The sequence below is a fragment of the Flintibacter sp. SJQ-8 genome (assembly GCF_054108085.1).
Genome location: NZ_JBPJWR010000004.1, coordinates 108535 through 123027, shown reverse-complemented (window position 1 = coordinate 123027; position 14493 = coordinate 108535). Strand labels below are relative to the sequence as shown.

14 protein-coding genes are annotated in these 14493 nt (G+C 63.3%); 4 read left to right on the top strand and 10 right to left on the bottom strand.

The window, feature by feature from the left end:
- The first annotated feature begins 9 nt into the window (after positions 1–9).
- Entirely contained in the window at positions 10–363 is a 354-nt protein-coding gene (locus ACSAMP_RS01600) for a transposase (RefSeq protein WP_457799214.1), read from the top strand.
- Positions 357–1202 (top strand): IS3 family transposase, encoded by an 846-nt coding sequence (locus tag ACSAMP_RS01595; RefSeq protein ID WP_457799222.1) that lies wholly within the window; start codon positions 357–359, stop codon positions 1200–1202. Before ACSAMP_RS01600 ends, ACSAMP_RS01595 begins: the two co-directional genes overlap by 7 nt.
- 83 nt (positions 1203–1285) lie before the next feature.
- Here the strand turns inward: ACSAMP_RS01595 and ACSAMP_RS01590 are convergent, their stop codons facing one another.
- The 10 genes from ACSAMP_RS01590 to ACSAMP_RS01545 form a co-directional block, all read right to left on the bottom strand.
- A complete protein-coding gene (locus ACSAMP_RS01590) occupies positions 1286–2650 on the bottom strand; it encodes a DUF1576 domain-containing protein (protein WP_441796219.1) in 1365 nt (454 codons plus the stop codon).
- A gap of 64 nt (positions 2651–2714) precedes the next feature.
- Positions 2715–3620 carry a riboflavin biosynthesis protein RibF gene (gene ribF, locus ACSAMP_RS01585; RefSeq protein WP_457799276.1) on the bottom strand — a complete coding sequence of 302 codons (906 nt, stop codon included), beginning with the start codon at positions 3618–3620 and terminating at the stop codon, positions 2715–2717.
- Between the two features lie 38 nt (positions 3621–3658).
- Complete coding sequence (gene truB / locus ACSAMP_RS01580; protein WP_457799275.1) at positions 3659–4528, bottom strand: tRNA pseudouridine(55) synthase TruB; 870 nt, start codon at positions 4526–4528, stop codon at positions 3659–3661.
- 41 nt (positions 4529–4569) lie between these two features.
- A complete protein-coding gene (locus ACSAMP_RS01575; protein WP_457799274.1) occupies positions 4570–5538 on the bottom strand; it encodes a DHH family phosphoesterase in 969 nt (322 codons plus the stop codon).
- Positions 5539–5543: 5 nt separating this feature from the next.
- Positions 5544–5930, bottom strand: coding sequence for a 30S ribosome-binding factor RbfA (gene rbfA / locus ACSAMP_RS01570; RefSeq protein ID WP_186877407.1), 387 nt, complete (start codon positions 5928–5930; stop codon positions 5544–5546).
- A 92-nt stretch (positions 5931–6022) separates the two neighbouring features.
- Positions 6023–8425 (bottom strand): translation initiation factor IF-2, encoded by a 2403-nt coding sequence (infB, locus tag ACSAMP_RS01565; RefSeq protein WP_457799273.1) that lies wholly within the window; start codon positions 8423–8425, stop codon positions 6023–6025.
- A gap of 21 nt (positions 8426–8446) precedes the next feature.
- Positions 8447–9097, bottom strand: coding sequence for a L7Ae/L30e/S12e/Gadd45 family ribosomal protein (locus ACSAMP_RS01560; protein WP_457799272.1), 651 nt, complete (start codon positions 9095–9097; stop codon positions 8447–8449).
- Complete coding sequence (rnpM, locus tag ACSAMP_RS01555; protein WP_457799271.1) at positions 9090–9365, bottom strand: RNase P modulator RnpM; 276 nt, start codon at positions 9363–9365, stop codon at positions 9090–9092. The genes ACSAMP_RS01560 and rnpM overlap by 8 nt, the downstream gene beginning before the upstream one ends.
- Positions 9366–9422: 57 nt before the next feature.
- Positions 9423–10607 carry a transcription termination factor NusA gene (nusA, locus tag ACSAMP_RS01550; protein WP_457799270.1) on the bottom strand — a complete coding sequence of 395 codons (1185 nt, stop codon included), beginning with the start codon at positions 10605–10607 and terminating at the stop codon, positions 9423–9425.
- Positions 10496–11083: a ribosome maturation factor RimP gene (locus ACSAMP_RS01545; RefSeq protein ID WP_457799269.1), complete on the bottom strand. Its 588-nt coding sequence runs from the start codon at positions 11081–11083 to the stop codon at positions 10496–10498. The genes nusA and ACSAMP_RS01545 overlap by 112 nt, the downstream gene beginning before the upstream one ends.
- A gap of 352 nt (positions 11084–11435) precedes the next feature.
- On the opposite strand from ACSAMP_RS01545, the gene ACSAMP_RS01540 reads away from it, so the two are divergent.
- Both ACSAMP_RS01540 and ppk1 read left to right on the top strand, forming a co-directional pair.
- Positions 11436–12362, top strand: coding sequence for a Ppx/GppA phosphatase family protein (locus ACSAMP_RS01540; protein ID WP_441796210.1), 927 nt, complete (start codon positions 11436–11438; stop codon positions 12360–12362).
- Positions 12311–14482: a polyphosphate kinase 1 gene (ppk1, locus tag ACSAMP_RS01535; protein WP_457799268.1), complete on the top strand. Its 2172-nt coding sequence runs from the start codon at positions 12311–12313 to the stop codon at positions 14480–14482. The genes ACSAMP_RS01540 and ppk1 overlap by 52 nt, the downstream gene beginning before the upstream one ends.
- Positions 14483–14493: the final 11 nt, after the last annotated feature.

Below are 14493 nucleotides of genomic sequence, written 5' to 3'. Positions count from 1 at the left end.
TGTTTTGCTATGCCAAAAGGAGTACCAAACAAACGATATACGCCGGAATTCAAAAAACTGGTGATTGAAACCATGCAGAAAGAGAAATTGAGTTACAGCGAAACCTGCCGTAGATTTGAGGTAAACAGTAGAGATCGAATCAAATCATGGGAGCGAATCTACCTGGAAGAAGGGCCGGAAGGGTTAGCCATCGAACGGCGTGGCCGCAGCAGTAAGGGTCGTCCGCCAAAGCAGCTGCCGAAGCAGGTGGAAGAAGATCTGCTGGCCGAAGTGCAGCGACTGCGTGCGGAGAACGATTACCTAAAAAACTTGCAAGCCTTGGTTTTGGAAGACGAGCGACGCCAGCGCAGAAAACGCTGGTAGTTCAGAAGCTAAGGCAAAAACACGCACTCAGTATTCTGCTCTCAATCGCTCAGCTGCCCCGTGCAACTTTCTACTATCATTTGAAGCAGATGCAGAGAGAAGACAAATATGCATCTGTTAAGGAAGAAATCGCAGCAATTTACCACGAAAACAGGGGCCGGTACGGCTATCGCCGGATCACGGCAGAACTTCGCAAGCGTAAATTCTCTGTGAACCACAAGACTGTCCAGCGGCTCATGAAGAAGCTGGGCTTAGTTTGTCGTGTCAGGATGAAAAAATATCGTTCCTACAAGGGAGAAGTAGGCAAAATTGCACCAAATTTGCTAAATCGGGATTTTCATGTCGAAAAGCCGAATCAGAAATGGGTCACGGATGTGACGGAGTTCAGCCTGTTTGGAGAGAAGCTCTATCTGTCCCCGATTCTCGATCTGTGCAGCAGCGATCTGGTCAGTTACACCATATCGGATCGTCCTGTACTCAGCATGGTAACCACCATGCTGGACGAGGCGTTTGCAAAGATCCCGGCCGGAACAAACCTGATTCTCCATTCTGACCAGGGCTGGCAGTACCAACACAAACAATACCAACAGATGCTCCGGGAGAAAGGTGTTCGCCAGAGCATGAGCCGGAAAGGAAACTGTCTGGACAACGCCGTGATAGAGAATTTCTTCGGCTTACTCAAAAGTGAACTGCTGTATTTGCAGGAGTTCCGCTCCATGGAACACTTCAAACTGGAACTGATCGAATATCTGGATTACTACAACAACCGCCGCATCAAGGCAAAGCTAAAGGGCTTGCCGCCTGCAATTCACAGACAGCAAGCCCTTTCGGCTGCTTGAACAATTTTTACTTCAAAATATTGTCTAACTTTTGGGGGTCACTTCAGCGTTTGAAACACTGCATCCGGCGGTTTTTCGTATCTTTAGCGGCTCTCCTCCTCGGAGAGGGTATGGGGCGCAGGGGGGACGATGGGCTCGTCGTGGACCATGGGCTGAAAATAGTCCTGGTCCTGGAGCACAGCCTTCCGCCGCTGGGCCACGTCGATGATCAGGGGATAGAGGACGATGGCGACCAGTCCGCCGGAGAAGCCGTTGTTATACAGATTCATCCCCGCCACCGGGGAGCTGGTGTACAGCACCACGGAGGAGTGGAGAAACCCGGCCAGCAGGCCATAGGGCCAGCCGAAATAGCCGGAGATGGGGGCCAGGGTGGTGCAGAACAGACAGGCCAGCTGCACCGACGGGTCGCTGAGGGACCAGTGCATCACCATTCCCCCCAGGAACACCCCGGCCATCACCGGGATGATGTTGGCCGCGTGCTTGCCAAAGGCGGAAAAACCCATGATGGTGAGAATGCCGCCGATGGTGGGGCCGTTCAAGTCTCCGCCGCCGCCCAGGACAAAGGCCATGCCGATCAGGCCGTTCACCCCCGTGTTGATGAGCACCGGGGCGGGGCCGAACATGCGCAGAAAGTCGCTGGGGGAGCGTCCGCTGGTGAGCAGCAGACGGCGATAGCCCGCCCAGGCGGCCCACACCGGCTTGCGGCAGCAGAACAGCCCGCACAGGATCAGCACCAGGCACAGGCCGGACAGCATCCCGGCAAACAGCCGGTTATACCCCGTGGCCCAGTTATAGTGGACGGTGGGGTCAGCCCCCAGGGAGCTCATCAGGGGCACCAGGATCATGGCCACCAGGCCGCAGGCAAAGCCGGCGTTGTACAAATTCATGCCGTTTTGGATGCGATAGGTATAGCTGGACAGGGGGGGCATGATAAAGCCGATGAGCACCCCCACCGCCACGGCGGAATATACGTTTCCCCAGCCGTTGTCCAGGGCAATATAGCTGACCAGAGGGGACAGGGCGGTGGTCAGCAGGCCGATGTGGATATAGGTGCCCAACGGCTCCCGGCGAAAGCGGGCATAGAGAAAGGACCCGGCCAGAATGGGCCAGATGTTCACAAAATTCTTGCCGAACAGAGCAAAGCCGGACATCAGCCCCACCTCCAGCTGGGTGGTGCCGTTAAAGGTCTCGTTGGAGAAATAGAGCAGGCACAGGGTGATGGCGGTGACCAGGGCGGCGTTGCACAGGGCGGCCCCCGGCCCGGCCACGGCGATGTAGTCGGTGATGAGGGCGTCCTCGGTGTACACGATGGTGCGTAGCCCCCGCAGGATGTTGCCGGGGCTGTCCAGCAAAAGGGCGGCCAGCAGCTGAAGGGCGGCAAACAGCCAGAAATAGCGGGGCATCCGGCGATAGCGGTCATGCTGGTGGGGGTGAAGGCGGGTGGTCATGATATCTCGTCCTCCTGGAAACTCAGGCCCCGGCTGGCGGAGCGGCGGGCGGGAAGGGGCGGGATCAGGTCAGCTGGCGGAAATAGTCCCGGGTCTGCTGGGCGTTGCGGCGGATCTCTGCGGCCAGGGCGTCCATAGAGGGGAAGCACTGCTCGGGCCGGAGGTATTTATAAAACTCCATGCGGATCTCGTGGCCATACAGGTCGCCGTCAAAGTCCAGGATAAAGCCCTCCACAGTGACGTGGCCGTCGTTGTCCTCCACCGTGGGGCGCACCCCCACGTTGGTCACGGCGCAGCGGCACTGTCCGTCGAACCACACCCGGGTGGCGTACACGCCGAAGGCGGGGACGATGACCCCCTGGGGGATGAGCAGGTTCACCGTGGGAAAGCCCAGGGTGGTGGTGCCGATCTTCTTCCCGTGGGCCACCCGGTTGGTCAGGGTGTGGGGATGGCCCAGGAACTGGTCCGCCCGTTCCACCTCCCCCTGAGCGATGAGGGTGCGGATATAGGTGGAGGAGATGGTGATACCGTCCTGCTCTACCTTTTGGATGATGTCGCAGCCCATGCCCAGCTCCCGGCACTTCTCCTGGAGGCGCTGGGGGTTGCCCTTGCCCATATAGCCAAAGTGGAAGTCGTGTCCGGCCACCACGTGGACGGCCCCCAGCTCTTTTTGCAGATATTCCGACACAAAGTCCTGCCAGTCCATCTTCTGCATCCCATCGAAGGGGGCCACGATGACCTCTTCGATGCCATAGTACCGGCGCATCAGCCACACCCGGTCCTCCACCGAGCTGAGCAGGGGGACGGCCTGGCCGGTGATGGCGGCGGTGGGGCTGCGGTCAAAGGTAAAGGCACAGGGCTTGGCCCCCAGCCGGTCGGCCACCTGGGCCACCGTGCGGAGCAGAGCCCCGTGGCCCTTGTGTACCCCGTCGAAAAAGCCCAGGGCAATGACACGTTTTGGTGTACTCAAAGTAATTTCGCTCCTTTATATTGCAAGAGGTAGAAAATTCAAACCTCGTAAAAGCTCTTCACCGTGGTCAGCACGCCGTTCTCCCCCTGACTCAGGGCCAGGAAGGTCCCGTCCTGACCATAGACCCGATAGCGCCCGTCGGGCAGCCCGGGCATAGGCAGGGCCGCGCCGTTGCGGATGCGCTTCTCCTGCTCCGGGTTCGCCACCAGGTCGGGATATCCGGAGAAATAGGCGTCCACCGGCAGCAGCAGGGCGGCGGGGTCGTCGGCCTGGAGGACGGCGTCCAGGGTGACGCTGTCGGCCAGGGTGAACCCGGCGGCCATGGTCCGGCGCAGACTGCTCATGCAGCCGCCGCAACCCACGGCGGCACCGATGTCGTGGCACAGGGTGCGCACATAGGTCCCCTTGGAGCAGCGCACCCGCAGCAGGAACTCGTCCGGGCCCAGCTGGTCCTCCAGCTCCAGGGCGTGGATGGTCACCGGGCGGGGGGCGCGCTCCACCTCCCGGCCCTTCCGGGCCAGGTCATAGAGCTTCTGTCCGTTGATCTTGATGGCGGAGTACATGGGGGGCACCTGCTGGATGTCCCCCCGGAACGTTGGCAGAACGGCCAGCAGATTCTCCGCCGTGCCGATGAAGGGGGTCTGCCGGACGATCTCCCCGGTGACGTCCTGGGTATTGGTGACAACGCCCAGTTTTAAACCGAACTGATATTCCTTTTCGGATTCACTGGCGAAGGTGACGGCCCGGGTGGCCCGGCCCAGAAAGACGGGCAGCACCCCGGTGGCCATGGGGTCCAGTGTCCCCCCGTGGCCCACCCGCTTTTCGTGAAACCGGCCCCGCAGCTTGGCGCACACGTCCATGCTGGTCCAGTCAGAGGGCTTGTCAATGACGATGATCCCGCTTGGCATGGGAAAGGTCCTCTCCTTTTCTGTCAGGTATCAGGTGCTCTTCAGGCGCGGGCGGCGGCCTTCACCTGGTGGATGGCGTCCAGCACGGCGGCCCGGGTCTCCTCCACGGGCAGGTCCAGGGTGGCCCCGGAGGCGGCGGCGTGGCCCCCGCCACCCATCAGGGCGCAGACGGTGCTGGCGTTCAGGTCCTGGGGGTCGGTGCGCAGAGAGATCTTGCACTTGCCGGGGGCCAGCTCCCGGATGGTCACGCTGGTCTTGACCCCCTCCAGCTGGCCCACCAGAGAGGCGATGTCCTCCGCGTCCCGCTCGTCGGCCCCCACGGCGGCCATCATGTCCAGGGTGAGGGCCGCCACGGCGATGGTCCTCTGGTCATAGAGCTGCATCCCGGCGATGATGGCGCTCTCCAGCCGCAGGCGGCGGATGCTCTTTGTGCGGAAGTGCCGCTTGTTCAGCTGGGAGAGGGGAATGCCGCAGTCGATGAGGTCGGCGGCCACCCGGTGGGTGGCGGCGGTGGTGTTGCCATAGACAAAGCAGCCGCAGTCGGTGGACACGGCCACATACAGGGCCGTGGCGATGTCGCCGGTGACGGGGCCCAGCAGGCGGAGGATGTCATACATCAGCTCGCCACAGGCGGCCCGGCCCGCGTCCAGACAGGTGCGCTGGGCGAAGAACTCCTGGGAGGGGTGGTGGTCAATGGCCAGGTCCACCCGGGGAAGATATTTCTGGGCGTTGTCGGGGAACAGCCCCCGGGCGGCGATGTCCACCGACACCACCGTGTCCGGGGCAAAGCCGTCTTCGGCCAGAAGCCCCTCAAAATAGGGGGTGAACAGGGAGGAGGCCTGGGGGTTTGGCAGGACGAAGGCCCGCTTGCCCAGCTGGCGCAGGGCCCGGCACAGGGCGGCGGCGCAGCCCACCGTGTCCCCGTCGGGGCGGAGGTGGGTCAGAATGAGATAGCCGTCGTGATCGCGGAGAAAGTCGGCGGCAGCCTGAATGGTGATAGAAGCGCTCATGGCATTCACTCCTCGTCCAGATGGATGTGCTCGTTGGCGGGGTTGGCGGGCTTGACCACGTTGGGGTTGCGCAGCATGTCCAGGATGTGGGCGCCCTGGTCGATGGAGTCGTCCCGGACGAAGGTGAGCTCCGGGGTATAGCGCAGCTGAAGGGCGTGGCCCAGCTCCCGGCGGAGATAGCCGGAGGCGGACTTCAGACCCTTGAGCACCTGGGCGCAGTCGCTCTTGTCCAGCACGCTGATATAAATTTTGGCGTACCGCAGGTCGGGGGTGGTGTCCACGGCGGTGACGGAGATGAGCCCGGACACCCGGGGGTCCTTCACGTTGGGGATGAGGGAGGCCAGCTCCCGCTGGATCTCCTCGTTGATGCGTCCGATCCGATTGCTTGCCATAACAGAATTCCTCCTTTAGGTTCTCGGAGATATGCAAATGGGGGCGGGCGAAAACGCCCGCCCCCACAAAATGGTTGGTTTCAGAAATTTGCTTACACTTCGATCTGCTCCATGAGGAAGGCCTCGATGATGTCGCCCTCCTTGATGTCCTGGAACTTCTCGAAGGTGATGCCGCACTCGTAACCGGCGGCGACCTCCTTGACGGAGTCCTTGAAGCGCTGGAGGGAGGCGATGGCGCCGTCGTAAATGACGATGTTGTCCCGCAGCAGACGCATCTGCGCGCCCCGCTGCATCTTGCCGTCCAGCACATAGCAGCCGGCCACCATGCCCACGCCGGTGATCTTGAAGACGCTGCGCACCTCGGCCCGGCCCAGGTCCACCTCTTTGAACTTGGGGGTGAGCATGCCCTTCATGGCCGTCTCCACCTCGTTGATGGCGTCATAGATGACCCGGTACATGCGCATATCCACGTTCATGCGGGCGGCAGACTCCTTGGCGTTGGCGTCGGGGCGGACATTGAAGCCCACGATGATAGCGCCGGAGGTGGAGGCCAGCATCACGTCGCTCTCGCTGATGGCACCCACGGCGCAGTGGATGACCCGCACCCGGACCTCCTCGTTGGACAGCTTCTCCAGGCTGGCCTTCACGGCCTCGGCAGAGCCCTGGACGTCGGCCTTGACGATGATGTTCAGGTTCTTCATCTCACCGGCCTGGATCTGGCTGAACAGATCCTCCAGAGAGACCTTGCCCACGGGGCTGGCCACGGCTGCCTTCTGTTCCTGCTTGCGCTGCTCGGCCAGCTCGCGGGCCATGCGCTCGTCGGCCACGGCGTGGAACTCGTCGCCTGCGCCGGGCACCTCGCTCATGCCGATGATCTCCACGGGGACGGAGGGACCGGCGTCGTTGAGCTTCTTGCCCCGGGCGTCGGTCATGGCGCGGACACGGCCCACGGCAGTGCCGGCGATGATCACGTCGCCCTGGTGCAGGGTGCCGTTCTGGACCAGCAGGGTGGCCACGGGGCCGCGGCCCTTGTCCAGCCGGGCCTCGATGACAGCGCCATGGGCGGCGCGGTTGGGGTTGGCCTTCAGCTCCCGCATCTCGGCGGTGAGGACCACCATGTCCAGCAGGTTGTCGATGCCCTGGCCGGTCTTGGCGGAGATGGGGCAGATGATGGTGTCGCCGCCCCACTCCTCGGGCACCAGCTCATACTCGGTGAGCTGCTGCATAATGCGGTCGGGGTTGGCGGTGGGCTTATCCATCTTGTTGATGGCCACGATGATGGGGATCTCGGCGGCCTTGGCGTGGTTGATGGACTCCACGGTCTGGGGCATGATGCCGTCGTCGGCGGCCACCACCAGGATGGCCACGTCGGTGATCATAGCGCCCCGGGCGCGCATGGCGGTGAAGGCCTCGTGGCCGGGGGTGTCCAGGAAGGTGACGGGGCTGCCCTTCACGTTCACCTGATAGGCACCGATGTGCTGGGTGATGCCGCCGGCCTCGCCGGAGACCACGTTGGCGTGGCGGATATAGTCCAGCAGAGAGGTCTTGCCGTGGTCCACGTGGCCCATGACGACCACCACGGGGGCGCGGGGGAGCAGATCCTCCTCCTTGTCCTCGGTGGTGTCGATCAGCTTCTCCTCGATGGTGACGACGACCTCTTTCTCTACTTTACAGCCCATCTCCTCGGCGATGATGGCGGCGGTGTCATAGTCGATCACGTCGCTGAGGGAGGCCATCACGCCGTTTTTGATGAGGCACTTGACCACTTCCGCACCGGTCTTCTTCATGCGGCTGGCAAGCTCGCCCACGCTGATCTCGTCGGGGATCATGACCTTGACGGGGGCCTTCTTGGCGATCTCCAGCTGGAGGCGGCGCAGGCGGTCCTGCTCCTCCTGGCGGCGCTTGTTGCCAAAATTGCCGGCCTGTCTGCCGCCCCGCTGGCGCTGGGCGTTGCGGCCCTGGAACTTCTGCTTGCCGCCCCGGTCCTGGGTCTTCTCACTGGTGAAGGACTCCAGCCGCTCGTCATACTTATCCAGGTTCACGCTGCCGCCGCCCCGGGTGTCCACCACTTTCTTGGCGGGGATGCGGGAGGTGGGCTGGGTGACGGTCTGGGTCTGCTTGGCGGCGGGAGCCTGCTGCTGGCCCTTGTGCTGAGCCTGGGCGTTGTTATTGTGATTGCCCTGGTTCTGGCCGTGCTGCTGGGCGGGGGCAGCCTTGCCCTGCTGGGGCTTGGCGGCGGCGGGAGCGACCTGCTTGGGGGCGGGCTTGGCGTCGTGATAGACGTCGGCGTACACCGACTCGATGGAGTCGATCTGGTTGTGCTGGGTCAGATACTCGAACACGATGGACAGCTCCTGGTCGGTCAGGGGCTGCATGTGGTTCTTGGGGGGATGACCATACTGGGTCAGGATGTCCATGACCTCTTTGGAGGGGAGCTCTTTGCTGCCCTTCTTAAAGTCCTTGGCCACCTTGTGGATGGGATATTTTATCATCATAGGGGGAAGCCACCTCGTTTCTTAGGAATCGTGCCGGAACTTGCCGGTCAGACGCCGGCCGCCGGGGCCGGGCTTGTTGGAACGGCTGGGCCGGTCAAAACCGGCCTTGGTGTGGGAAGCCGTATCCCCGGGGCGGTGCGGCTTCGTATGACGGGGGGGCCGGGACTTCTTCCGGTCCGGGCCGCCCTGGGTCTTGGAATCTTTGGCAGGCTGCTCCTGCTTAGGCTGGGGGGGCGGAGCCCAGGGCTTGCGCTTGCCCTCCCGCAGGTTTTTCTCGTGCTGACGTTTTTCCCGCTGGCGCTGGAGCATCCGGTCGGCCTTGGTCCGCAGCTGCTGGGCGGCGGGGCCATAGTGCTCCGGGTCGCGGGCGGAGAGCTTTTCCACAATGGAGGCGGCAAAGCCCGCGTCGCTCAAAGCCAGCATGGCGCAGGAGGTGCGGCCCAGGCAGAAGCCCAGCTCCGCCTTGGTGGCGGGCACTTCCAGCCACAGCACGTTGCCAATCTCGCCGAAGTGGGCGCAGCGGCGGCGGGTGTTGGGGGCGGCGTCGCTGGCCAGCAGAATGAGCCGGGCGTGGCGGGCGCGGCACAGGGCCCCCACGGGCTCCTCGCCGATCTCCAGCCGTCCGGCCTTTTTGGCCAGGCCCAGCAGGTGGAGAATGGGATCGTTAGCCATCAGCGGGCACCTCCTTCATCTGCTCCTCCAGGGCCTGCCACACCTCGGGGGGCAGGGCGGCGGAGAAGGCGCGCTCCAGGGCCTTGGACTTGCGGGCCCGGGCCAGACAGGCCGGGTCGGGGCACACATAGGCCCCCCGTCCGGGCAGCTTGCCCTTAAAGTCCAGGCTCACGGCCCCCTCGGGGGAGCGCACCACCCGGATGAGCTCTTTTTTCGGTTTCATCTCCCGGCAGCCGACACACTGGCGCATGGGAATCTTTTTGGGCAAACGTCACAACCCCTTTTCATATGGTGGGGGCGGCTAATAACCGCCCGGGCAGGCAAATTACTCCTCGGTCTTGGCAGTCTCGCTCTCGACGGTCTCCTCGGCGGAGGCGGGCTCGGTGAACAGGGCCTCGGCCTCGGCAGGGTCCTCGGCGGGGGCGGAGGCAGGCTTGATGTCGATCTTATAGCCGGTGAGCTTGGCGGCCAGACGGGCGTTCTGGCCCTCCTTGCCGATGGCCAGGGACAGCTGGTCGTCGGGGACCACCACCCGGCAGCTCTTGCCGTCGGGCAGCTCCTCCACGCTGACCACGTCGGCGGGGGACAGGGCGGCGGCGATGTACTGGGTCGGGTCCTCGGAGAAGCGAATGATGTCCATCTTCTCGCCCTTGAGTTCCTCCACAATGGTGTTCACCCGCTGTCCCTTGGGGCCCACGCAGGCGCCGATGGGGTCCACGTTGGGGTCGGCGGACCACACGGCCAGCTTGGTGCGGGAGCCAGCCTCCCGGGCCACGGACTTGATCTCCACAGTGCCGTCGTAAATTTCGGGCACCTCCATCTCGAACAGGCGCTTGACCAGGCCGGGGTGGGTGCGGGAGATGAGGACCTGGGGCCCCTTGGTGGCGTGGCGGACCTCCACCACATAGACTTTCAGGCGCTGGCCCTCCACATAGTGCTCGCCCTTCACCTGCTCGTTGGCACCCAGATAGGCGTCGGTGAACTCAGAGCCGGAGTGGATGCGCAGGGTGACGGAGCCGTTGCGGGGGTCGATGCGGGTGACGATGCCGGTGAGCAGCTCGTGCTCCTTATTGCAGAACTCGTCATAGATCATGCCCTGCTCGGCCTCGCGGATGCCCTGGACGATGACCTGGCGGGCGGTCTGAGCGGCCACGCGGCCAAAGTTCTTGGGCTTGATCTCCATGCGGACCACGTCGCCCAGCTGGGCCTGGGGCAGGACCAGACGGGCCTCCTCCAGGCTGATCTCGGTGGCGGGGTTGTCTACCTCCTCCACGATGTCCTTCTTCAGGAACAGGCGGACGGTGCAGGTGTCGGGGTCGGCGTCGATGACCAGGTTATCGCCCACGCCCTCGTGGTCCCGGCGATAGGCGGACAGCAGCGCCTGGGTGATCTTCTCCATCATATAGCCGGGCTTGATGCCCTTCTCCTGCTCGATCTGGGCGATGGCGGCAAAAAACTCCTTGCCGTCCAGTTCGTTGCTGTTTGCGGGTTTTGTCGTTCTCTTAGCCACAGTGTGTTCCTCCTAAACGAATCAGAAGCGGGGGTACAGCCGTACCAGCGCGATCTCTTTTTCTCAAAGGTGATGGGCTCGCCGCCCACGTCCAGGGTCACGTCCCCGTCCCGCCAGGACTGGAGCATGCCCACAAAGTCCTTTCGGCCGTCCCGGGGGCGATAGAGCTTGACCTCTACCTCCTGCCCCTGTTCCTGGGCGAAGTGCTCGGGCTTTCTCAGCACCCGGTCCGCCCCGGCGGAGGACACCTCGAAGGTATAGCTGCCCTCGATGGGGTCGGCCTCGTCCAGCAGGTCGGACAGGGGGCGGGACACGGCCTCGCAGTCGTCGATGGAGATGCCGCCCTCCTTGTCGATATAGACCCGCAGGAACCACTCCCCGGCCTCCTTCACATACTCCACGTCCCAGAGGGAGCAGCCCGCCTGCTCCACCACGGGGGCGGCCAGCTGGGCCACAACGTCGGTCACTTTTGCCATGGAATACTCCTCCCACCGGGCCGAAAAACAGGTGCTTCGGCCCATTTAGTCAATCAAAAAGAGCGGAGCCTTGACCCCACTCTTACCAATACTACCTTAATTACAATAAGACTATACCATAACGGGCGTGCAAATGCAAGGGGAGGGGAAGAGTTTTTTTGCCAAAGAGGCGGGAACTTTTCGCCGGAAAGCGCAAAATCAGCACAAAACTTTGCTGACTTTACAAAAATGATACAGGCATTTAACACGGGCGGGATAGCGGCCCGGCGGCGGGCACACTATACTGATAGGGCAGCGCCCGGACAGTTGGGCGCGAATTTTGCGGAAAAATACAAAAAACAAGGAGACTGGCATGAAACAGGCTGTCATCGACATCGGTTCAAACTCCATCCGCCTGACCCTTTACGCCGTGGAGGGGCGGAATTTTAACATTTTGTTCCGGGAGAAGATCATGGCGGGGCTGGCGGGCTATGTGGAGCGGGGCGCCCTGAGCGGCGAGGGCGTGGCCCGGGCCAAAAGCGCCCTGCTGGAGTTCAAGCGGACGCTGGAGCTGCTGGACATCCATCGTGTGGCGGTGATCGCCACCGCGTCTTTGCGCAACGTGACCAACACGGACCAGGCGGTGCGGGAATTGCAGCAGGCCACCGGCTTTCCCGTGACGGTGCTCAGCGGCCAGCAGGAGGCCCGGCTGGGCTACGCCGGGGCCATGGAGGAGCTGCACCTGAAAAGCGGCGTCTTTGTGGACGTGGGCGGGGCCAGCACCGAGGTGGTCGCCTTTCAGGGCGGCCAGGTGGTGGACTCGGCCAGCTTCGCTGTGGGCTCCCTCAGCCTTTACCGCACCTGTGTGAAGAAAATTCTCCCCGGCCCCGGCTCTCTGGAGCGCATCCGCCATACCCTCCGCCGGGAGATGGACGAGAAGGGCCTCGACCCCAAGGAGAAGCGCTCCCCGTTAGTAGGCGTGGGGGGCACGGCCCGGGCGGTGTTAAAGCTGGCCCGGCAGCGGTTTGACCTGGACGGGGACTGCCGCACTGTCACCCGGGCGCAGCTGGAGGAGCTGGTCAACCTGCTGACCCAGGGGGAGCGGGAGGCCGCCGGGCTGATCTTAAAGACGGCCCCGGACCGCATCCACACCCTGGTGCCGGGGCTGATGGTCCTGGTCCATATCATCAAGGCTTTTCACGCCGACGAGCTGGTGGTCAGCCGCTACGGCGTTCGGGAGGGATATTTATGTCAAATGCTGCAAACACCCGCTGCCCCTATACGCAGAACCGGGAACTGAGCTGGCTGCGCTTTGACCAGCGGGTGCTGGAGGAGGCGGCGGACCCCGCCGTGCCGCCCTTAGAACGGCTGAAATTCGTGTCCATCTTCACCAGCAACTTAGACGAGTTCTTCATGGTCCGGGTGGGCAGCCTGTTCGACATTGCCCGCATGTCCCCCGAGGAGCGGGACAGCAAGACGGGCATGACCGCCCGGGACCAGCTGCGGGCCATTTATCGGGCCGTGCCCGGTCTGCTGGAGCGAAAAAAGCGCATCTATGCCGGGGTGATGGAGGAGCTGGACCGCTGGGGCATCCGGGACATGGACCCGGAAGCGCTGACGGCGGAGGAGCTGAAGCGCATCTGGCGCTATTTCAAAACGGAGATGACCCCGGTGCTCTCTCCCATCGTCATTGGCCCCCACCACCCCGTGCCCCACTTAGTGGGCAAGCGGCTGTATGCCGCCCTGCTCCTCCAGGACAAGAAGGGGCGGCAGTCCATCGGCATCGTGCCCATGCCCGACAGGCTGGACCCCTATGTGATGCTGGCGGACGGGCGGCGCTTTGTCCGGGGGGAGAACATTCTGCTGCGCTGGGCGGGCACCCTGTTCGGAGAGCAGCTGGTGCGGGAGAGCTGCCTCATGTGCGTCACCCGGAACGCGGACATCAGCTTTGACGACGAGAAGTTCGAGGATGACGAGGAGGACTTTCGGCGGCACATGTCCAAGCTGCTGAAAAAGCGGGACCACCTGTCCGCCGTGCGCCTGGAGCTGGACCGGCGGGTGTCCCCCGACTTTGCCAAAAAGCTGGCCCAGCTGGCCGGGGTGGAGGACCGCCAGGTCTTTGCCGACCCCTGTCCCCTGAACATGGGCTATGTGTTCAATCTGATTGGCACTTTGCCCCGGGAGGTGTCGGTCTCCCTGCTCTATCCCCCTTACGAGGGCCGCTGGCCGGAGGACCTGGACCGGCAGAAGCCCATCCGGGCCCAGGTAGAGCAGCAGGACAAGCTGCTCTTCTATCCCTATGACTCAGTGGAGCCCTTTCTGCTGCTGCTGAGCCAGGCAGCGGAGGACCCGGAGGTGCTGTCCGTCAAGATCACCATCTATCGCCTGGCCTCCCCGTCCAAGGTGGCCCGGATCTTGTGCCGGGCGGTGGAGAACGGGAAGGACGTGCTGGTGCTGATGGAGTTGCGGGCCCGGTTTGACGAGGCCCATAACTTAGCCTGGGCCAAACAGCTGGAGGAGGCGGGCTGCCAGGTCATCTATGGCATGGAGGGCTTTAAGTGCCACAGCAAGGTCTGTCTCATCACCACCCGCAGCCGGGGCAAGACGGGCTATCTCACCCAGATCGGCACGGGCAACTATAACGAAAAGACCAACGCCATGTACACCGACCTGTGTCTGATGACCGCCGACCAGGCCATCGGGGAGGACGCGGCGGCCTTCTTCCGCAACATGCTGGTCAACGACCTGGAGGGGAAATACCGCCAGCTGCGGGTGTCCCCCTTCGGCATCCGGGAGGAGCTGTGCCGCCGGATCGACGGCCAGGCTGCCCTGGGCCGAGAGGGCTACATCTGCATCAAGGCCAACTCCGTCACCCACCGGGCGGTGATCGACCGGCTGTGCAAGGCCTCTCAGGCGGGGACGGAGGTGCGGCTCATCATCCGGGGCATCTGCTGCATCCTGCCCGGGGTGCCGGGGTACACGGACAACATCCACATCACCAGCGTGGTGGGCCGCTATTTAGAGCACGCCCGGGTCTATGTCTTTGGCCGGGGGGAGCAGGGGGCGGTGTATCTGTCCTCCGCCGACCTGATGACCCGGAACCTGGACCGCCGGGTGGAGATCGCCTGTCCCGTCCACGACCCCCAGCTGAAGCAGCAGCTGCGGTGGATGCTGGAAAGCCAGCTGCGGGACAACGTGAAGGCCAGCGACCTGCTGCCAGACGGGACCTATGCCCGGCGGCACGGGGCGGTGCCCTTCGACTGCCAGAACTATTTCATGGAGCAGTCCCCCCACACGCCGCCCCAGCCCCAGCCGGAGAAAAAAAGTCTGGGGGCGAACGCGGCGGGGCTGCTGCACCGGTTTTTCCACGCGCCGCGCAAAAAATTCCAGCATCGTTCCGCCAAAAACAGCGCACAATAAGCCCCGGATGG